This window comes from Flavobacterium fryxellicola (assembly GCF_900143245.1).
GTDB lineage: Bacteria > Bacteroidota > Bacteroidia > Flavobacteriales > Flavobacteriaceae > Flavobacterium > Flavobacterium fryxellicola.
Map to the genome: position 1 here is coordinate 109,485 of NZ_FRDK01000001.1, position 21,318 is coordinate 130,802.

The 21,318-nt window shown below is 34.9% G+C and carries 18 protein-coding genes and 1 tRNA gene; 8 read left to right on the plus strand and 11 right to left on the minus strand.

The annotated features are described in order from the left end of the window. The first annotated feature begins 34 nt into the window (after positions 1-34). Positions 35-553: a C40 family peptidase gene (locus BUA03_RS00480; RefSeq protein WP_066083031.1), complete on the plus strand. Its 519-nt coding sequence runs from the start codon at positions 35-37 to the stop codon at positions 551-553. Between the two features lie 76 nt (positions 554-629). After that, positions 630-2,675, plus strand: coding sequence for a ComEC/Rec2 family competence protein (locus tag BUA03_RS00485; RefSeq protein WP_245792538.1), 2,046 nt, complete (start codon positions 630-632; stop codon positions 2,673-2,675). A 5-nt stretch (positions 2,676-2,680) separates the two neighbouring features. Here the strand turns inward: BUA03_RS00485 and BUA03_RS00490 are convergent, their stop codons facing one another. From BUA03_RS00490 to BUA03_RS00505, 4 genes are read right to left on the minus strand one after another with little or no spacing between them, the layout of a single operon-like run. Further along, positions 2,681-3,139, minus strand: coding sequence for a thioredoxin family protein (locus BUA03_RS00490; protein ID WP_066083035.1), 459 nt, complete (start codon positions 3,137-3,139; stop codon positions 2,681-2,683). Between the two features lie 42 nt (positions 3,140-3,181). Further along, positions 3,182-4,987, minus strand: coding sequence for a peptide MFS transporter (locus tag BUA03_RS00495; protein ID WP_066083037.1), 1,806 nt, complete (start codon positions 4,985-4,987; stop codon positions 3,182-3,184). 4 nt (positions 4,988-4,991) lie between these two features. After that, a complete protein-coding gene (locus tag BUA03_RS00500; RefSeq protein ID WP_066083039.1) occupies positions 4,992-6,536 on the minus strand; it encodes a peptide MFS transporter in 1,545 nt (514 codons plus the stop codon). A 9-nt stretch (positions 6,537-6,545) separates the two neighbouring features. After that, on the minus strand, positions 6,546-8,717 hold the full coding sequence (locus tag BUA03_RS00505; RefSeq protein ID WP_066083040.1) for a S9 family peptidase: 2,172 nt from the start codon (positions 8,715-8,717) through the stop codon (positions 6,546-6,548). Between the two features lie 179 nt (positions 8,718-8,896). Here BUA03_RS00505 and BUA03_RS00510 point away from each other — a divergent pair, with 179 nt between their 5' ends. Both BUA03_RS00510 and BUA03_RS00515 read left to right on the plus strand, forming a co-directional pair. Beyond that, positions 8,897-10,213, plus strand: coding sequence for a hydroxymethylglutaryl-CoA reductase, degradative (locus BUA03_RS00510; protein ID WP_066083043.1), 1,317 nt, complete (start codon positions 8,897-8,899; stop codon positions 10,211-10,213). A gap of 69 nt (positions 10,214-10,282) precedes the next feature. Further along, positions 10,283-11,200, plus strand: coding sequence for a GYDIA family GHMP kinase (locus tag BUA03_RS00515; RefSeq protein WP_066083045.1), 918 nt, complete (start codon positions 10,283-10,285; stop codon positions 11,198-11,200). Positions 11,201-11,322: 122 nt separating this feature from the next. Here BUA03_RS00515 and BUA03_RS00520 read toward each other — a convergent pair whose 3' ends face one another. From BUA03_RS00520 to BUA03_RS00545, 6 genes are all read right to left on the minus strand, one after another. Then, positions 11,323-13,419, minus strand: a complete 2,097-nt coding sequence (locus tag BUA03_RS00520) for a peptidylprolyl isomerase (protein WP_066083047.1) — start codon at positions 13,417-13,419, stop codon at positions 11,323-11,325. 108 nt (positions 13,420-13,527) lie between these two features. Continuing rightward, positions 13,528-14,787, minus strand: coding sequence for a hemolysin family protein (locus tag BUA03_RS00525; RefSeq protein WP_066083049.1), 1,260 nt, complete (start codon positions 14,785-14,787; stop codon positions 13,528-13,530). A gap of 3 nt (positions 14,788-14,790) precedes the next feature. Further along, positions 14,791-14,988, minus strand: coding sequence for a hypothetical protein (locus BUA03_RS00530; RefSeq protein WP_066083050.1), 198 nt, complete (start codon positions 14,986-14,988; stop codon positions 14,791-14,793). A gap of 10 nt (positions 14,989-14,998) precedes the next feature. Then, complete coding sequence (gene lptC / locus BUA03_RS00535) at positions 14,999-15,553, minus strand: LPS export ABC transporter periplasmic protein LptC (protein ID WP_066083053.1); 555 nt, start codon at positions 15,551-15,553, stop codon at positions 14,999-15,001. Positions 15,554-15,593: 40 nt separating this feature from the next. Continuing rightward, the gene (locus tag BUA03_RS00540; protein WP_066083055.1) at positions 15,594-16,841 is read right to left on the minus strand and encodes a BamG family beta-barrel-assembly machinery protein; all 1,248 of its coding nucleotides are present in this window, start codon (positions 16,839-16,841) and stop codon (positions 15,594-15,596) included. Continuing rightward, positions 16,834-17,568 (minus strand): type III pantothenate kinase, encoded by a 735-nt coding sequence (locus tag BUA03_RS00545; RefSeq protein ID WP_066083057.1) that lies wholly within the window; start codon positions 17,566-17,568, stop codon positions 16,834-16,836. The genes BUA03_RS00540 and BUA03_RS00545 overlap by 8 nt, the downstream gene beginning before the upstream one ends. A 128-nt stretch (positions 17,569-17,696) precedes the next feature. Between BUA03_RS00545 and BUA03_RS00550 the strand changes: the two genes are divergently transcribed. After that, positions 17,697-17,769, plus strand: a tRNA-Phe gene (locus BUA03_RS00550). A 206-nt stretch (positions 17,770-17,975) separates the two neighbouring features. Here the strand turns inward: BUA03_RS00550 and BUA03_RS00555 are convergent. Further along, positions 17,976-18,515: a lipid-binding SYLF domain-containing protein gene (locus BUA03_RS00555; protein ID WP_066083058.1), complete on the minus strand. Its 540-nt coding sequence runs from the start codon at positions 18,513-18,515 to the stop codon at positions 17,976-17,978. Positions 18,516-19,118: 603 nt separating this feature from the next. On the opposite strand from BUA03_RS00555, the gene BUA03_RS00560 reads away from it, so the two are divergent. The 3 genes from BUA03_RS00560 (at position 19,119) to BUA03_RS00570 (ending at position 21,296) form a co-directional block, all read left to right on the plus strand. Continuing rightward, positions 19,119-19,538: an IS1/IS1595 family N-terminal zinc-binding domain-containing protein gene (locus BUA03_RS00560; RefSeq protein WP_066083061.1), complete on the plus strand. Its 420-nt coding sequence runs from the start codon at positions 19,119-19,121 to the stop codon at positions 19,536-19,538. Between the two features lie 101 nt (positions 19,539-19,639). Continuing rightward, positions 19,640-21,019, plus strand: a complete 1,380-nt coding sequence (locus BUA03_RS00565; RefSeq protein WP_066083063.1) for a porin — start codon at positions 19,640-19,642, stop codon at positions 21,017-21,019. Between the two features lie 16 nt (positions 21,020-21,035). After that, positions 21,036-21,296, plus strand: coding sequence for a DUF4212 domain-containing protein (locus BUA03_RS00570; RefSeq protein WP_066083064.1), 261 nt, complete (start codon positions 21,036-21,038; stop codon positions 21,294-21,296). Positions 21,297-21,318: the final 22 nt, after the last annotated feature.

Here is a 21,318-nt window from a genome sequence, read left to right on the forward strand (position 1 = left end):
TTTCAAAATCTAAAAATCCATTAAAAAAACTCTTTTGAAATATTTCCTATTGCTTTTATTATTGGCCTGTTTTTTTACATCTTGTAAATCAACATCGCCCATCATCACTTCAAAAAAAGGGGATCCAACAGCGAAATCGACTCGTTCAGAAAAAAGAAAAACGAATCAATTAGCCGAACAGTTAATCAATACAGCTACTGAAAATATCGGTGTAAAATACAAATACGGCGGTATTACCAAAAGTGGTTTTGATTGTTCCGGTTTAACATATACAGTATTTAATTCGGAAAAAATCTTGCTACCCCGCAATTCCTTTGAACAATCAAAAATAGGAGTCGTATTAAATCAAAAACGAGAACAAGCCCAAAAAGGGGATCTTGTATTTTTTAAAACAAATAAGAACAAACAAATAAACCATGTTGGGATTGTAATCGAAGTAAACGGAGACGAAATAAAATTCATCCATTCCTCCACTTCAAAAGGAGTGATTATATCTTCAACAAAAGAACCCTATTATAAAAATACGCTAGTTCAAATCAACCGAATCCTTTAATTAACCGCCAATCTTGAAAGGCTATTGTACCTTAACAAAAAAATACTTATAAAATAAATCGTTTGTTACTGAAAATATGTACTTTAGAGTTATGAAAGTACTGCAATTTCCGTTAGCAAGAATAACAATTGGATTTGTTTTAGGACTGCTCTTTGCTTACTATTTTCATCCATCCGCGCTGATCGTATTCACGCTGCTGATCCTATCGATAAGCATTTTTGGCCTACTGTTTTACAGTACTAAAAGCAAACTTTCCCTTTATTTTGGAATGGCAACCTATTTCTTATCTTTTATTATAGGTGTTTCTAACCAAATAGTGCATCTAGATTATTTCCAAAAAAGCAATTACGTTCACCATAAAACTGTATTTGAACAACCCCATTTTTTATACATAACCATTAGAGAAAAGTTAAAAAGCGCAACCTTTAGCAGCCGTTACATTGCTATTGTTAACCGTATTGATACAAAAGAACAAACGGGAAAAATAATTCTAAACATTCAAAAAGAGGGTGAAAATAAAGATCTAACAATTGGATCCTCTTTACTTATTAAAGGAACTTTGACTAAAAACAAACCTCCAAATAATCCAAACCAATTCAATTACAGTAAATATCTTGAAAACAAGCAAATCTACGCACAGCTTTATGTTGCTGATGACCAAATAAAAGTAGGCACCCAAATCCAAAAGAATATTTGGTATTATTCGTCTGCATTAAGGACAAGAATTATTCGGAATTTAGAAAAAAATCACTTCAATAAAACAGAATTGAATGTTGCAATTGCCTTAATCATGGGACAACAGCAGGACATCTCGCCAGAAATCATTCGAGATTATCAATATGCGGGCGCTGTTCATATTTTATCCGTATCGGGTTTACACATTGGATTCATCTTACTTTTCGCAAACTTTGTACTGAAACCAATACCAAATACTAAGCGAGGCTCTTTTATTAAGTTAATCATCATTCTTTTATCTTTATCGATGTTTGGAATCATTGCTGGCTTAGCGCCTTCGGTGGTTCGTTCCGTTACTATGTTCTCATTTGTTGCTATTGGAAATCACCTGCGACGAAGCGTTAATATTTACCATACTCTATTGGTTTCCGTCCTGCTTATATTACTTTTTGAACCTTCTTTTCTGTTTGATGTAGGTTTTCAACTAAGCTATATAGCCCTGTTTTTTATTATCTGGTTGCAACCTTTGTTAGCCTCCACTTGGCATCCTAAACACAAATTGCTAAAATATATTTGGGACATTCTTACCGTTTCGTTTGCGGCCCAAATAGGTACTTTACCATTAAGCATTTATTACTTTCATCAATTTCCCGGTTTGTTTTTTGTAACTAATCTTATTATCATCCCATTACTCAGTATCATTATGATTCTAGGGGTTTTGGTTATGTTTTTAGCTGCATTCAATAGTATCCCTATTTTTCTGTCGCAGCTGCTGGAATGGAGTATTTATTATTTGAATAAAATAATAAACGCAATAGCTTCTTTGGAGCAGTTCATCATACGAGACATTCCACTGCATTACTATTTATTGATAAGTAGTTATTTACTGCTATTCGCCGTCATTGTTTGGTTCAAAAAACCAAGTTTTGGTAAGCTCTCTTTCGTCTTGCTATCCATAATCACGATACAAATTTCCTATTTTAAAATACACACTACTACTATAAATGAAAAGGAATTGATTGTTTTCAATAGCAAGAGAAGCTCCCTAATTACAGAAAGAGAAGGTATCAATATTCGAGCTTACACCAATGATAATCTTTTAAAATCCCCTCAGCAAAACAGCCTCTTACAATCCTATCTGCTAGGAAATGGCAGTACTATAAAACAGCAAAAACCACTTCAAAATTTCATGTATTTCAACGGAAAAAAGATTTTTGTCTTGGATAGTTCTGGCTTTTATCCCAAAAATATCCAACCTGACATTATCGTATTGACGCAATCTACCAAAGTAAATGCAGAACGTTTATTCACCGTAATGAAACCATCGTTAGTTATTGCAGATGCATCCAACTTTAAAAATATTCAAAAACAGTGGAAAGCGAGTTGCAAAAAACGAAAAATCCCTTTTCACGCAACTGGTGAAAAGGGATTTTATAAATTGAATTAACCTTTTTATTTTTTCAGAAAACCATTGGCAACTGCTAACCATGCGTCTGGTCCACCAGCCACGTAGCCTGTACTTCCAATCCCTTCAAAATTGACTTTACCCTCTTTTGTAGAACCATTTGCTAATATAATAGTGGGGAAACCTTGAATTCCAAAAGCCATCTGCAATTCACTATTCTGATTTTTTATGGCATCAGTCTGTGGTGCTTTCCTTGGATAATCTAATTCAACTAAAACTACATTTTCCTTAGCCCAAGCCGCAAATTGAGGAGTTTTTAAAACTTCCTTTTGTAAACGAATACACCATCCACACCAATCACTTCCTGTAAAAAACAACAACAAGGGCTTCTTCGTTTTATTTGAAATCTCCATTGCCTTAGTGACATTCGTTTCCCAAACTAATTCTTGTGCTTCAGCGGCAAAAGATCCCGCAAACAATAACAAAGCAACTATAATTTTTTTCATATTTATAATTTTAATCATTCGAAATCAAAAATGATGCCTAAATTAACGAACCCCGTGCATCAGTTTTTTAATAACCGGAGTCATCGCAACAGAGAATAAAGCAACCACAATAGAAATAATTGTTAGCATCCAAAAGAAGTAACTTAATCCATGTTCATTAGCTATTTTATCAATATTCTCACCAAACATTCCCGCACCTTTCATTCCAATTGCAACTGCTAAGTACCACACACCAAACATAAAAGCAATCATTCTGGCTGGAACTAATTTACTCACGTAAGACAATCCCACTGGTGAGATACACAATTCAGCCATAGTATGGAAAAGGTACACTAAAATTAACCAAATCATACTTACAGATGCTGTTTTTGCACCGGCTTCGATTCCGCTTGCGCCAAAAGCTACACAAGCCATTCCAAGAGCTAATAATCCCATTCCGATTCCATATTTCAAATTAGCAGAAGGATTGTATTTACTTTCCCACCATTTTGAAAATAAGGGTGCTAATGAAATAATAAACAAGGAGTTTAATGTTGAAAACCAAGTAGCAGGAACTTCCGTTAATGCAGTAGTTACTTTATCTATTTTTAAAGCCTGTAAGGTCGAATCTGATAAGGACAAATATCCGGCTGTATAATAATCTTTAGTCAGCATCCAGATGGCGATTCCCCAGATGATAATAAAACTGATACTCAGAATAACATTTGCAACAGCATAGAATTTGAATGTTTGTTTGAATAATAAAATTAAAACCCACGTAATAATAACCAAAGGTAAAATTGTAATTAGCGAATTGATTACTAAAAACACCACGCTCCAATTACCTGTAAGCACACGATCTGTATAATCACTGGCAAAAATGGTCAAACTGTTTGGCGACTGTTCAAAAATGGCCCAAAAGAAAATAGTCAAGAATGCAAAGAAGGTAACTGCTATTAATTTTTCTTTGGTGATTTTTGAGTATTGAGTAAATCTATAAATCAATAATATAATAAATACAACCAAGGCCGATACAATGGCTATAGCATTTCCATTAGCACCTAAGAAAGAAAAGATATTCACTTTACCACCAGATATTTTTGACGCCGGATCATTTATCAGCCACAATAATGCTAAAATAGACGAAAATGCGATTGCTGCTAATTGTATTGGAGAAAAAGGATTTCTTTTATCTGTATCCAAAGCTTCTGCTTTAGCTTTGCTTTCTTTATTTGGTTTTAGTCCAATGTCTCCAAAGATATCTTGAGACAACCAAAACTGCAACATTCCAAAGAACATAAAAATTCCAGCTAAACCAAAACCGTAAGTCCAACCTACTTTTTCACCTAAATAACCACAAAGTAAAATACCAAAGAACGCTCCAGCATTTACACCCATATAAAATAAAGTATACGCACCATCTTTCTTTTCCGGACGGTCTTTATACATTTCAGATACAATTGAAGTCATGTTTGGTTTAAAAAAACCATTTCCAAAAACCAACAATACCAATCCTAAATAAATTGAAAATTCCGTTTCAACAGCCATAGCAGCATGTCCTAAAGTCATTAAACTTGCTCCTACTACAACTGCCCATCTAAAACCGATAACTTTATCAGCAAAATAGCCACCCAACATCGTAGACAAATAAACCAACCCTACGTAGGACCCAAATAATGCAGACGCATTTTCACGAGTCCATTCCCATCCACCATCTGTAAAAGAGGCGGTTAAAAATAATATTAATAAAGAACGCATTCCGTAGAATGAAAATCGCTCCCACATCTCTGTAAAGAATAAAACGAATAATCCCGCTGGATGTCCTAGAACGGTACTTTTAAAAAATTGATCTGTAGTATTTTCACTCATATTATTAATTGTTTAATTCTTTATCTACTCCGTGCATTAATTTTTTGATCACTGGCGAAAGTGCTAAGAGCACCACTCCAAAACCAAGTCCTGTATAAAATAAGTATTGAAAAAGGACTAAGTAACTCTGTTTTGCTAAGTTTAAATCCGGTGCTGTGCCATTTGAAGTATCCACTGACGCGATGTTCGCTAAAATGGATGCAATAAATTCGGAACTGGCTGTAGCCAAAAACCAAACCCCCATCATAAATCCCACGATTTTCACTGGAGATAATTTAGTAACAGCGGACAGTCCTACAGGTGATAAACATAATTCTCCGCAGGTATGTAAGAAATAGGTAAGAATCAACCAGATCATGGCCACTTTACCTAAACCAGAGAAGCTAATCCCTAAAACCAAAGACCCGAACCCCAAACCTACCAACAACAATGCCATAGAAAATTTTACCGCTGTATTGGGATTGTATTTCCCCAACTTCACCCACAACCAGGCAAAAACCGGCGCTAATAAAATAATAAACAATGCGTTGAAACTTAGAAATTGCCCAGCAGAGATCGTGTATCCAAAGATTGTTCTATCTAAAATACGATCCGCAAATAAATTTAAAGAAGTATAAGCTTGTTCGAATAAAGCCCAGAAGATTATGGTAAAAACTATCAAAATTGTCAAAGCGATTAATTGTTCTCTCGCTTTCTTGTCCAGTTGTGTAACGGCATAATACACGATGTAAATAAAAGAAACGGCACCAGCAACCATCAAGGAGATTGAAACGACTTCATGTCGTTGCACCATCTGCCAAAAAATAAGCGCAGAAGAAACGCTTACCAAGTATATTAACCATTCATTTTTGATACCAAATGATTTTTTCTCTAACGTTTCTGGAACTTTTGGCTCTCCTTTGCCCATCAACAATTTTCTTCCGGAAATAAAAGTCACCAAACCAAAAAACATTCCCACCCCAGCAGCGCCAAAACCATAGCTCCAACCGTACGTTTCACCTAGCCAAACGCAAATTATAGTTGCCAAGAAAGACCCTAAATTGATTCCCATATAAAACAATGTGAATCCAGAATCCCTTCTTTTATCACCCGTTTCGTATAACTCTCCAACTAAAGAGGAGATATTGGCTTTCAGAAAACCAACCCCTACAATTATTAAGGATAAGGAAAAGTAAAATATTTGCAAGGCAGTTTCGTCTCGCGTAATCTCGCCTGTCATAGATTGTGTTGCGGCATTGCCTTCATAAGCCATTCCTATATGTCCTAAAACCAGCATAATCCCACCAAAAACGATGGCTTTTCTAAAACCTAAATACCGATCTGCTATAAACCCGCCTATAACTGGCACGGCATAAACTAGAGCGGCATAACTCCCTATCAATAAATTTCCTGATGTATCTGAAAATAGATGGTATCGTGTCAAATAGAAAATCAACAATGCTTTCATTCCGTAAAAGGAGAAGCGTTCCCACATTTCTGTAAAAAACAATATAAAAAGCGCCTTTGGATGTCCAAAAAATTCTTCCTTATTTAATGCGTCGTTTGTCATAAAGCCCTGTTATAAATTTTCTTTAATGAAATTGGTCATTTTCGTGTACAATTGAATTCTAGTTTTTCCACCATAAATCCCATGATTATTGTCTGGATAAATTTGCGAATCGAATTGTTTATTAGCTTGAATCAAGGCTTCCATCATTTGCATGGAATTTTGAACATGCACATTGTCATCTCCTGAACCATGTATCAAAAGAAATTTTCCTTTTAATTTACTTACATGATTTATAGGCGAATTATCATCGTATCCACTTGCGTTCTCTTGTGGTGTTTGCATGTATCGTTCCGTGTACACGCTGTCGTAAAAACGCCAGTTCGTTACTGGGGCCACTGCTATTGCCATTTTGAAAACATCATTTCCTTTCAAAATGCAATTAGACGACATAAATCCACCATAAGACCAGCCAAATATACCAATTCTAGCCTTATCCACAAATGAATAATTTCCTATTGCTTTGGCCGCATCAATTTGGTCTTCCACTTCGTACTTTCCTAACTGCAATTGCGTTACTTTCTTGAAATCAGCTCCTTTAAAACCAGTCCCTCTACCATCTACACAAGCTACAATATACCCTTGTTGTGACAGCATCATAAACCAGTAATCATCTGTACTGTTCCATTCATTATTCACTTGTTGTGAACCGGGACCCGAATACTGGTACATAAAAACCGGATATTTTTTAGTTGCATCAAAATCTTTCGGTTTAATCATCCATGCATTCAGTTCAATTCCTTTTGCTGTTTTTAAAACAAAAAACTCTTTAGCCGGCAAATCATAGTTTTTAAGTTTTGCAGCCAATGCTTCGTTGTTTTCAATAACTTGAACTTGTTTTCCAAATTTAGCATCGTTCAACGTGTACTTCGTAGGTTGAGCCGCACTAGAAAATGTATTGATGTAATATTGAAAATTTGGGCTGAAGGTCGCCGCATTCGTTCCTGTAAATTGTGACAGACGTACTTTGTTCTTTCCGTCAAGACCTATTCTGTAAACATCTCTGTTGATGGAACCATTTTCAACAGATTGATAGAAAACGGTATTGGTCTTTTCGTCTAAACCATAGTAATTTGTTACTTCCCATTTTCCTTTGGTCACTTGATTTTTCAATTTTCCATTTTTATCATATAAATAGATATGATTGAAACCGTCTTTTTCAGATGTCCAAATAAAACTGTTGTCTTTCAAAAAGGTCAAATTATCCGTTACATCAACGTATGCTTTGTCTTTTTCATTCAAAACTACTTTTGCACTGCCTGAATTTCCATCTATAAAAACGAGGTCTAAATTATTTTGATGGCGATTCAATACCTGTGCAGACAAAGTATTTGCATCATTAGTCCATTTCATTCTGGCGATGTAAAAATCTTTATAATTGCCAAGATTTATATTTTTTACAGCATTCGAATTAACATTATAAATATGCAAAGAAACTACCGCATTATTCTCCCCTGCTTTTGGATATTTAAATGTTTGCATGGTTGGATATAAGTCTTTAGCAAACATAGACATTGAAAATTCTGGAACCTGAGTTTCGTCAAAACGAATGTAAGCTACTTTTTTGCTATCCGCACTCCAATCAAAAGCTTTTACGAAAGCAAATTCTTCCTCATAAACCCAATCCGTAATTCCGTTGATGATGCTGTTTTTTTGTCCGTCTGTAGTTATTGGAGTCGATTGATTAGAAGCGAGATTATATACATACAAATTATTTTCTTTGGCGTAAGCAATCATTGATCCATCCGGTGAGAAAGTAGGTTCTTGAATTTGAAAATCGAATAATTTACGCAACTTCTTACTGGCTATATCATACAAAAAATAATCAGCCGTAAAAGAGTGGCGGAAAATTTGATTGGTATTGCAAGCCAATAAAATCATTTTCTCCCCTGCATCAAAAGTATAACTGTCAATACCATCAGACAATTCTTTGTGCGCCTTCGTGTCAATTAATGTGGATACTTTTTTTAATGTTGCAAAATCATACAAATCAATCTGCATGCTTCTGGACTGTCTGTCCGCATTCAAAACGGTATACTGATTGGTGTTTTTCAAAGACTGCAACTCCTCCATTCCTTGAGCTCGGAAAGTGCCGTTATACATTTCATCGATTGTAATTTTTTGTTGTCCGACGACCGTAAAACACAAGAATAAAAATAATGCTATAATTTTTTTCGAATACATGATATTTATTTAAAGATAAAAACCGTCAATTTTAGTGAAAAAATTACAATTATCGGTCATTTTATATGTTAAATGTAAAAAGTATTATAAAAAATAACCTTTCGCTGAATATAATTTGATTGTAAATAAATTGGCTAAAACCGTATATTTGCATCAAATTACACCATAATCAATTGAGAATGAACAAGGCCATAAGCGGATTTTCTAAATTATCCAAAGAAGAAAAAATTAAATGGATTGCCGATCAATATTTTTCAACACCTACAGAAGCCATTGCCTTGTTGAAAAACTATTGGAACTCTGATGAAAAAATACAGAAATTACACGATGAATTCATCGAAAACACGATCACTAATTTCTATATTCCGCTGGGAGTTGCACCTAATTTTCTAATTAATGGCAAATACAGCACCATTCCCATGGCCATCGAAGAAAGTTCTGTTGTTGCCGCTGCCGCAAAAGCCGCTAAATTCTGGTCCACCAGAGGCGGGTTTAAAGCAACCGTAATCAATACCGAAAAAATTGGTCAGGTTCATTTTATCTATAAAGGTGACGCTTCCAAACTGAACTTATTTTTTGCAGAAAATAAAAGCAAATTTTTCGAAGAGACAGAATCGATTACAACAAACATGCAACAACGCGGCGGCGGAATTTTAGACATCATTCTAAAAGACAAAACCGATTTGTTGCCGAATTATTTTCAACTGCATGCCACTTTTGAAACCAAAGACAGCATGGGAGCAAATTTTATCAATTCCTGCTTAGAACAGTTTGCCAAAACTTTGCAAGAGGAAGCGCATCGCTATGGTTTATTCACCGAAACAGAGAAAGAGATTGAAGTGGTCATGAGTATTTTGTCGAATTATGTTCCAAATTGTATTGTAAGAGCAGAGGTTTCCTGCCCAATAGAAGACTTAGAAGAAAAACACATTCCGAATCCCCAGGATTTTGCTAAGAAATTCGTTCAAGCAGTTCAAATCGCCGAAGTAGAACCGTATCGTGCTGTAACGCATAACAAAGGAATTATGAACGGAGTAGACGCCGTGGTTTTGGCAACAGGAAATGATTTCCGCGCTGTCGAAGCCGGAATTCATGCCTACGCTTCGAGAAACGGAAAATATTCCAGTCTTTCACACGCCAAAATCGAAAATGATATTTTTACTTTTTGGCTAGAAATCCCACTAGCATTAGGAACTGTTGGTGGTTTAACTTCGTTGCATCCATTGGTGAAATTGTCCTTAGAAATGCTGGAAAAACCATCTGCTCAGGAGTTAATGCAGTTTGTAGCCGTAGCGGGTCTGGCCCAAAACTTTGCCGCTTTACGTTCTCTAACTACGACTGGAATTCAGGAAGGACACATGAAAATGCATTTGAACAACATCATCAACCAGTTTGAAGCCACCGATGAAGAACGCGTTTTGATTCAGAAACATTTCAAAAAGAATACTATTTCGCATAGTGCGGTGGAAACCTACATCATAAGTCTAAGAAAATAATTTTAAGAACCCTTTCAGGGTTGTAAACCCTGAAAAGGTTAAAAAGATACTGAAATAAATTCAGCGTAAATGAAAAAAACATTTTACAGCAACGGCAAGCTTTTAATCACTGGAGAATATCTCGTTCTAGAGGGCGCAAAAGCCTTTGCATTACCTACAAAAATGGGACAAAATCTCATTATAGAGGAAGGAAATAACAACGAAATCATTTGGAAAAGTTACGATGCGGATGGAAGCATTTGGTTTGAAGACACCCTTTTATTTTCTGACATTACAACAGGAGTAGCTGCTGAAAATGAATCGGTCACAACAACACTGATTACCATTTTACACGAAGCTTTTAAACTCAATCCGGATTTTATTTTAAATTCAGATGGTTACATTATCACCACTGAACTTGGATTCCCGAAAAGCTGGGGTTTGGGCACGTCATCGACTTTGATAAACAACATTGCCAAATGGTTGCAAATTGATGCCTTTACATTACTTAAAAACAGTTTTGGAGGCAGTGGTTATGATATTGCGTGTGCACAAAATGACACTCCTATCGTATATCAGTTAAAAAACGGAAAACCTATTATTGAAAAAGCCACATTTAATCCAGAATTCACACAAAACCTATACTTTGTATATTTGAATAAAAAGCAAAGCAGTAAAACTGCAATTGCCGCTTACAATATGAATAAAAAGAATAATCTGCCGAGAACAATCGCTATAAATGACGTGATAACATCTGAAGTTTTGAATGCTACAACAATTCAATCTTTTGCTTCCGCCATACATAAACACGAGGTACAAATGAGCAGTATACTAGAAACACCAACGATAAAAGAATCTTTGTTTCCTGATTTTAATGGTGTGATAAAAAGTCTGGGAGCTTGGGGAGGCGATTTTGTGATGGCAATTGCAAGTGAAAATCCAAGCAACTATTTTTTTTCAAAAGGGTATAAAACTATTCTTCGCTATGATGAAATGATCATAATCTAATTGGATCCGTTTCCAATAGCCACTATATTTCTTGATCGTTTTTCTAATTAAATCCTTAAAAGCAAAATCCCGATACATTCAGCATGTATCGGGATTTTTTATTTTGATTAATTCCTTTTTAACTAGTAATTAAAATCTTGTCTGTTGTCTTCAATTTTAGCATTTCCTTTCAATGCAGGAATTACTCTATTTACTTCTGAAGCACTTTGCCCTTTCAATTTAGCAACGTAAGGAGCATGGTTCTTCATTGCTGGAGCTTTTACAGTATTTGTGTTTTTAACTACGTAAACACCTGTATTCCCTTCGATAGGAGCTGACATTTTATTTGCAGCTAAAGCAAATGCATTTCCTACTACTCTTGGCTCAGGACCTACATTTGGCAACATGGTGTTTTCCATGGTGACATCAGCCGCTTGTTGTACTGTTCCACCTACTGCTTTTGCAATAGCCTCAAGTGAGGTACCAGTCATTTTAGCTTTGATCAGTTCTGCTTTTTTCTTGTTTTTAAGTATTTGTTCTACATAAGGTCTCGCTACAGAAACAGCAACTAAACCAGATTTATCAATACTTTTTACCTTTGCAATAACGTGTCCAACATTAGCCACTTCAAATCTTTTTACAGATCCTTCTTTAACTCCGTCTTCAAAAGCCCATCTTACAATAGTTCTTTGATTTCCTAATGTTCCAAAGTTTTCATCCATCCCTTTTACAGAGACAGCTGGAGTAACTTTAAGACCCATTTCTTTTGCTGCTTTGTTGAAATCTTTGTCTGCAGCATCCATTTCAAATTTAGTTGCTTGCGTAAACATTTTATCAGAAGTAGCTTCTGACGCTTCAATTTTTTGAGCTACAGTAGCCAAACGAATTCCATCTTGTTTGTCTGTTACTTTAATAATATGATAACCAAAAGGAGTTTCTACTAAACCAACTTTTCCAATCCCACTGTTAAAAACAAAGTCATTGAAAGGTTTTACCATTTGGTTTGGACCAAAATAACCTAAATCACCCCCTTGTTGAGAAGACGAGTCGTCAGAGGCTGTAAATGCTAGCATCAAAAAACTATCAGGATTAGCGGTAACTTGAGCTAGGATATCGTCTGCTTTTGCTTTTGCTTGTTCTTTAGTTCTTTTTTCTTTTTTGTTAGGAACTTGAGTTCCTTCATAACTAATCAAAATATGACTTGCTTTTGCATTAACTCCTGATTTCATTCCCATAGATTTTGAAATACAGTAGTATTTTCCAAACATGTAAGGACCATAAACTGCTCCTGGAGCCAAGTTGAACAATTTATCAGCATCTACAGCTGGTAAATCTTTCTTTGCGATATACGTTGAATCGTAAGGAACATCTGAATTTGAATTCACAAAGTCGATTGCATTTTTGGTAGTTCTAAATCCAGCCAAAGTGTCATTCTTTCCAGTAGCTTGGTTGTACACCACACTTCCTGTCAACAACGCATTTATTTTGGATTTTACTTCAGCCTCATCTACTGTAGAGGCTTTGTCTTCAATCAAGACATATTCTACCTCACGAGATTCATCTGCTTTGAATTTTTTTTCATTTTTCTTCATGTAGTCAACAATCTCTGCATCGGTGATTTTTACATCACTATCTTTAATCGTCGAATATAAACCGGCAACGTAAGCAAAATTCACTTTGTTTGCTTCCATTTCGTATTTCATTTTCCCTTCACTTTCCGTTGTAAAAACGGCCGCTTTGATCATTGTGTTGTACATTTGATATTTAGCGTTTAGTTCAGCGTCTTTTTCTCTATCTTTTAAAAATTGAGCTTGTTCAGGATTTGACTTGAAGTATTCTTTGAATTTAGCAACATCAAATACACCAGCGGCATTCATAAATAATGGATTTCCACCAATATTTTGATCTGCTTTTAGAACTTCTAGCAAGTGCTTTTCCCCTACTCTAAGTCCTAATTTTTCAAATTCAGAAGTCAACAAAGCAATAGAAACTTCTTGGTCCCAAACTCTATTTGCAGCTTCTGTTGAAGTAATCCCTTGCCCACTTTTCTCTACATTGCTTACTTTAACTCTAAAGTCTTCAAATGAAATATCTTTATCATCAATGCTTCCCACATCTTTTGATGTACTGTTAAAACCACCACTGTTGAATATATCACCTATGATAAATGCTAATAAACAAAACCCAATAACGAGTATCAGAAGAAGTGAACGTTGTCTAATTTTTTGTAAAACTGCCATTTTATTGTTGTTAATTTTTATATTCAGTTTGCGAAAATACAATTATCTAATTAATAATTATACTACTAGCGTTTTATTTTGCAAGAAATTTTATTATCACAATAAAAATCAGTCTTGAACGCTCATTTTTACTAATTCTATTTTCTTATTTGTTGCTTCTTCTATTACAAAATGATAGATTCCTATTGGAATTACGGCTCCTTTTTGCGGTATTTCCTTTGTAAAATCGACAATAAATCCACCTAGCGTACCGTAAGAATCCCCCTCCGGAATTTGCAATTTATAGGTTTGATTCAAATATTCTACATCTAGGCGAGCTGAAAATATAAAAACACCTTCACCGAGTTCTTTTTCAACCAATTCTTCATCAGAGTCATGTTCGTCTTCAATTTCGCCAAAAAGCTCTTCAACAATATCTTCAATAGTAATGATGCCTGATGTTCCGCCATATTCGTCCAAAACAACCGCTACACTTTTTCGCTTTTTAGTTAGCAAACTCATGGCATCCTTTATAAAAATTGTTTCCGGAACAAATTGCACCAAAATCACAATTTCTTTGATACTCTTTGGTTTTTTAAACAAGTCAAAGGAATGCACGTAACCAATAATATCATCCAGAGAATTTTGATAAACAACAATTTTAGAATAGCCCGTTTCTATAAACAACTCCCTTAATTCTTCGATTGAATCAAATAAGTCAATGGCTATAATTTCAGTCCTAGGACTCATTACATCTCTGGCTTTAACCCCTGAGAATTCTAATGCATTTTGAAACATGAGTATTTCTGAATCTACCGTTTCATTATCCTCTACCGCACTCATTTGTTCTGTAATGTAGTTTCCGAGTTCAATTTTACTAAAAAACAATGAGACACTATCCCCTTGTGTTTTAAAGAATTTTTTTAGTATAAAATCAGAAATTCCTACGAAGAAAGCAGCAATATATCCAAAAATCTTGTAAAAAAAATAAGCTGGAATTGCAAAAAATTTAATTAATGAGTTGGCATAAATTTGAAAAAAAACTTTAGGAAGAAATTCTGATGTAATCAAAATGAGCATCGTTGAAACCAGCACTTGTAATAGCAGCAGAAATCCTTCGGAAAGAGAATAACCTAAGGCTAAAAACCAACGCATCAAGACATCTCCCATTAAAAAACCATAAACCACCAAAGCGAGAACATTGCCTATGCCCATGGAGACAATAAAATTCGTAGGTTTCTCCGTCAGTTTGGTCAATATTTTTGATAGAAAATTATCTTGCTTTTTTTCAATCTCAAGATATATTTTATTCGAAGAGACAAAGGCTATCTCCATTCCTGAAAAAAAAGCACTTAGTATTAGACAAAGTATGATAATACTAGCTTCCATCACTTAGGAATTTTTGTTTCTATCTTCAAATTTTTTGGCAAATTTTCTTCTAAAGAAAAACATAAAGACGGCTAATCCTGCGATCATAAAACTCAACCACGGATTTCCCAATGCAGGATCGTTTACTTTGGTAAAGCCATCGTAAATGAAATAAGCTCCAAAAACAAGATAAACGTATTGTGTGTATTTTAAGTAATTCATAGTGTTAAAATTATTCGTTTGTTTCTACTTCGCCTGTTATTTTCTGAGAATTAATGACCTTGAAATCTTTACTGAAATCAATTCCTTGACCGTTTGAAACCCCTTTTGGATCGGTAAATTTAAATTTTCTTTCGGTAAAAAACCATTCGTTTTTTTGATCAAAATACAACTGCTCTGTTTCTAGCATTTGACCTTGCTCTGTGAAAATTTTCACCTTGCCTTGTAAATCGATTATGTTAGTCCCTTTGAAAGAGATGGCATAATTTGATTTTATAAAGGTTTTTTTTTCTTTTTTATCGTATAGTGTCACATCAATCCCTTTTGGAAATTCGGTAAAAGGGAAATCAACACTTGCGTAATCAAGCATTTTGGAGCTCACAAGCACTGCGGTAATGCGACCGGAATCCGTGTACTTGAGATTGACCATATCTGCATCGCTGCTGGGTACAAATTCAGAAAAATTAATTTTTTGTACCTCTTTAAAATTACTTTCGCACCCCAAAAACAGTGTCACAGCAAAAACTGTGACAATCCATTTGATAGTATATTTTTTAAATAAAGTCATACGCTTAACTTACGAAGAAGTTGTAGTGGCAATTCCTATTTTAGTTGAATTTTCGCTTCACAAACCATTGTTCGTTAAGAGAAAAACCAACACTTACGTTCGCATAGTTTTCTTCTACTAAGTTGGCAGCAGTAGTCCCTCTTTTTCCTAATTCAAGACCAATATTTACATTGGAGAATGTTCCCGTCAACGGCAATCCAACCCCAACTGTTACTGCCATATCTTGGATCGGTTCTGTATTAATAACCAAACCTGTCTTCTCAAATCTAAAACCACCTCGATAGGTAATTCTTTTGGTGTAGCTTGTAAATGAGTTATAATTAGGCAAATAATACCCTCCAATACTATATTTAGAGTGTTTTTCGTAGGTTACATTGTCAGGTGAATTATAATTATTACTTATGGAACCCGCTTCCTGAAAAGTATAACCAACTCCAATCAACCATTTTCTAGCTTCCCCAAAACCTGCAGCGGCAGCATATTTACTTGGTATTTTTAAATTTCTCTCTGTTTTTACATCTTCCAAAATATCTACAATTGATAAATCAAAATTTGTGTTATACAATGCTGTAGCAATATTTCTAGTGTTTTTAGCCTTCAGAGTGCTTTCCAGCGAGTAATTAAAACTACTGAAAAAAGATATTTTTTTATAAAATTTGGTTTGATACATTACTCCAGCATTAAAATTAACCCCAGATAAATCTACCGTATTTAATTCTCGTGTGCCTATTGCAATATCCGTTATGTATTCAAAATTATTAGTTTCAATTTTTCCAAAATTATAATTCACATCAGCACCTATGCTTAATCCCTTCATAATTTTATAACCCAGACCAATAAATGCTTTGTTCAAGCCTCCTTTGCCATTAAAACTTTGATTGTTTTCAGTAAGCGACCCTGCTGTTCTAATTTTATAACCAACAGAAGAGTAGGGTATCAATCCAAAACCTAAGCCAAATTTACCAAGTGGCAAACCTACGGCCAAATAGTCTAAAGTGGTCCGACGTGCATTTGACGACTCCGTTTCGGTTTTTAATTTTGTAGTAGCTTGAGTACCGCCTAAAGAAAATGTTGTCAATTTCAAACTTGCGAAACTAGCAGGGTTTTGTAAGTTCATGTGAATACTATCTTGTTCAATAGCGATTCCACCCATAGATCGATTTTCTAATGTTCCTTTGAATCGCACATCACCTATTCCGTAAAAAGAGTATGGGGATGCTGTCCCCTCTTGAGCAAAAGATACTAATGATAAAAGCAAACAAGCGCTTACTATAATTTTTTTAATCATTTTTGATTTTATATTGAAATGTTTGGTTCAAACTTTCCATCAGAAAATTTGAATTGGCAAATATGGTATTTTTTAATCGTTTGGCCAAAAAATCTGTGTCCCCACCCGTTAAAATTATTATAAAATTTGAATACCGTGTACTATATTCTGTTATGAAACCATCGATCTCATATACTAATCCATTAACAACACCAGAATGAATAGAATTTGAGGTGGAGTTTCCTATTAGTTCTTTTGGACTTTCCAATGCTAATAGAGGTAATTTTGCAGTGTTATTGTGCAATGATTCATACCGCAATCGCAATCCTGGCGTAATAGCTCCTCCCAAATAGTTGTTTTGGTCATCAATAAAATCATACGTAATGCAAGTTCCTGCATCAATAACTAGCCGGTTTTGATTTGGGAACTGAAAGACTGCTCCAGCAGCGAGAACCATTCGGTCTATTCCTAAAGTTTTGGGAGTACTATATTTATTTTGGAAAGGAAAAGGATCATCATTGGTCACAAAACTAATATTTAGAACCGAATCAAATGCTAAAAAAGACTGCTTTTCGACATCTCCTACGGAGGAAACAACCAAATGGGCTACTTTTTGAAATTTTTTTAAAATATTTTTAATGTTTTTCTCGAGCTCTATTTTCGTAAAAACAAAAATCTCTAAAAGTATAGCACCCTCAAAGACAGCTGCTTTAATTCTGGTATTTCCCACATCGACAACTAAAATCATAATTTGGTTTTTGATGTCGCGAAGGTACGAATTGATTTTTTTTAAAAAATGTTTTGGATAAACTAAAAATCATTCTATATTTGCACCCGCAATGAGCAAGCATTACAGCTTTCGAAAAGCACAAATAAGGTACCTTAGCTCAGATGGTAGAGCAATGGACTGAAAATCCATGTGTCCCTGGTTCGATCCCTGGAGGTACCACAAAACCCGAATAGAAATATTCGGGTTTTTTGTTTTAAAAATTTAATGAAATCATTAAATGCGCCTGAAATAGTGCACAATATTTAACAAGTTTTACATTTCCGTTGGCGCATCTTTTACTGTAGTGAAAAAGCAGACAACTACCTGCAAATTGTAAAATACCTAACGAGCGCTCCATTTTATTTTTTGCCTCCTAAGAAAATACCTTACAATTTATTGAATTGGAACTTTTGCCCTCCTACTGATGCTTCATACATGAGCCCTCCTTTTTGCATGGTAAATACCATCACACCACCAGCATACTTTACATTAGTTGAAGCACCGGCCGTTACAGCTACCGCCGAAGCTTGGGCAGAAAACTCGAATTGGCTACCTTTAAACCGCTCCAAATCATTTTTTCCTTCAAAAAATATCACCTCTCGATAGGCTTGTCCACCGGCCTGAAATCCAATGCTTACTTGCGAAAGTTTAGCCATACCTGCTATTTTTCCCCGTTCATAAACCACTCCGTTACCCGCTGCACCTCCAATACCAAATCCAGCTTTACCCACATTAGGAAAAATTACATACCCATAAGCATCTTCAAAAAGACCCTTCATTAGTGCATCCGCCTTAACAAACTCAACCTTTGCCATCTTACTATCGGCGATGATTTTATTTTTCTTTGCTGTAGATTGCCCAAAAACGGGCGCTATACACAGCATAAAAACCATCATTACTACCCAAATACTATTTGAATTTTTCATCTCTCTAAATTTAAATATTGTTAAAAAATTGAACCACACTACCTTATTATTGCTGCATAAGAAGCAAAATATGGCTATTCAAATATACCCTATTTTTTTAAAATAGATACTACAACCACTGATTATCAATTGTTTATTAAAAAAAACATAAAGAAAACCAAAGAAACCTTCATCCTCCTCGATTACAGCACGAAACATTTAAATAATTGGAATTCCCTTTTAAAAAGACTGTATCGCATTAAAGGGATTGAAGCACTTCGTTCTTACTTTTAATAAAAAAAGTTTTTGATACTTTACCAATCACCTCCATAGCTTTCCTATATAATAAGGTTAAGAAAAACCAACGCATTGTTGTAAACTCCAACAATTTTTTTTAGAACAGCCAAAAACCACCAAAGATTTTCACTTACAAGACCTTGGTTCAAATAAAAACTACGCACTGTAGAAGGTATTCAAGAGACACTTTAAAACAGGCCACACTATTATCAAAACCACATCATTTTTTCAATAAAAATGCACCTTTCGTAAATTTAAAACGATATAATTATATAATTCTCTTTTATATTGTTGCAAGATTGCTATATTTATGCAAAATTTATATATATGGAGATTTTAAGCTGTCCAAAATGCCAAAGCAACCACATCATTAAAAGCGGTGTAATTAACAGCAAACAAAGGTACTTATGTAAAAAATGTAATTATTTTTTTACGGTTAATAAAATTGGAAAAAAGATAGATGATTACTACGTAACCAAAGCATTACAGCTCTACTTAGAAGGCCTAAGTTTTCGGGAAATAGAGCGAATAATCGGGGTTTCACATGTAACGGTGAGCAACTGGGTCAAATCGTATAATATCAAAAAGCCCTCTCACGCCAACTACCATCCCACCTACAAGATTTTTAGCCACTTAGAACTGGTGGAATATTTAAAAAACAAGGAATTACTATCTGGCGCAGGGATGATTATTACCGAACTTGGCGATAAGTTTATGCTCATTAAATGGGAGCGATTTAAAGATTAACTATAGTACTTTACACAAAAATATATTGGACTTTTTTTCTAGAATTAAATAACTGAATTTGGCACTTTATTAACCAACCATTTAATAACCAATTTCTATTTATGAAAAAAATATTTTTTACAGCGACTTTATTTCTACTGTCGCTACAAGTTTTTTCTCAAGGCTCTACAGACTATGGTGCTGGACTGAAATTTAACTTGAACGAAGACGGTACCAAATTCATGCGCGTAATTGCATGGAACCAGATCTGGATGCGTTCCGCTCAGATGAATCCAGGAACAATGATTGGCGGAGAAGCAACTTCCACCGCAACCGACATTGGCAACCGACGTTTACGCTTTCTAGCCTATGCGCAAGTTTCTAAACGATACATGATTTTGACTCATTTTGGTATTAACAATCAAACTTTTATCAACGGTGGCGCAGCAGGAACTTCCGGAACAGGAGGCTATGGCGCCGGTAAAAAACCGGGTTTATTCTTTCACGATGCGTGGAACGAATATGCAGTTGCATTACCAGAAAAAGATAAAAAATTCAGTATGTCGCTAGGTGCGGGATTGCATTACTACATGGGATTGTCTAGATTAACAATGGCTTCTACTTTGAACTTTCTTACCATAGACGCGCCTATATTTAACTGGCCTCTAATTGAAAATTCGGATCAATTTGCCAGACAAGTAGGTTTATTTGCAAAGGGAAAATATGGAAAACTAGAATATCGCTTGAGTTACAACAAACCTTATGCTACTAATCTAGTTCCTACAAATGTAACTAATGCAACTAATGCTGTAGCAGTGGATAATAGCGGTATGACGAAATGGTCTAAAGCCGGTTATTTTGAATATCAGTTTTTAGATCAAGAAGCTAATTTATTACCTTATAAAGTTGGAAGCTATTTAGGAACTAAAAAGGTATTCAACGTAGGTGCTGGTTTTTACACCGCTCCTGACGCCACAAAAACATCTGTTAATAGCGCAATCACCAAGCATGATATTAAGCTTTTTTCTGCTGATATTTTTCTGGACTTGCCTGTTGGAAAAAAAGAAAACAAAATGGCTGTAACAGGTTATAGTGTGCTGTATGATTATGATTTTGGACCTAATTATTTGCGTAATGTTGGGATTATGAATATTGGATCAGTAGATCCTAATTTTACAGGAAATAGAGCAATAGCGGGAGCTGGAAATGCACAACCTACTATTGGATCTGGAAATATATGGTATACGCAAGCAGGTGTTCTATTACCAAATAATGAAGCGAAACCTAAAATTCGCATCCAGCCTTTTGGTGCTGTTACCTATAAAAACTTTGATGCTTTAGAACAATCAAGCACACAGTTTGATGTAGGATCTAACTTTTTCTTAGATGGACACCATGCCAAAATAACAGCACAATATTCAACAAGACCCGTTTATACCTCTTTAACAAATCGTTCGGGATCATTAGGAGACTTCGTAGTACAACTTCAAATTTATTTATAAACTAACTAAAAAAATTATGAGCGATAAACAAGACAAAGCGACCGCATATTGGAAGGAAAACCTAAGATACCTTCTGATTTTATTAAGCATTTGGTTCGCGGTTTCTTACGGAGCCGGAATCCTTTTCAAAACTGCATTAGATTCTTTTAAGATAGCTGGTTTTCCACTAGGTTTTTGGTTTGCACAACAAGGTTCAATTTATGTATTTGTCATACTGATATTTGTTTATGTTCGATTGATGAACAAATTAGACAAAAAATACGGCTTCGACGAATAAACTCAAAACTATAAAAAAATAA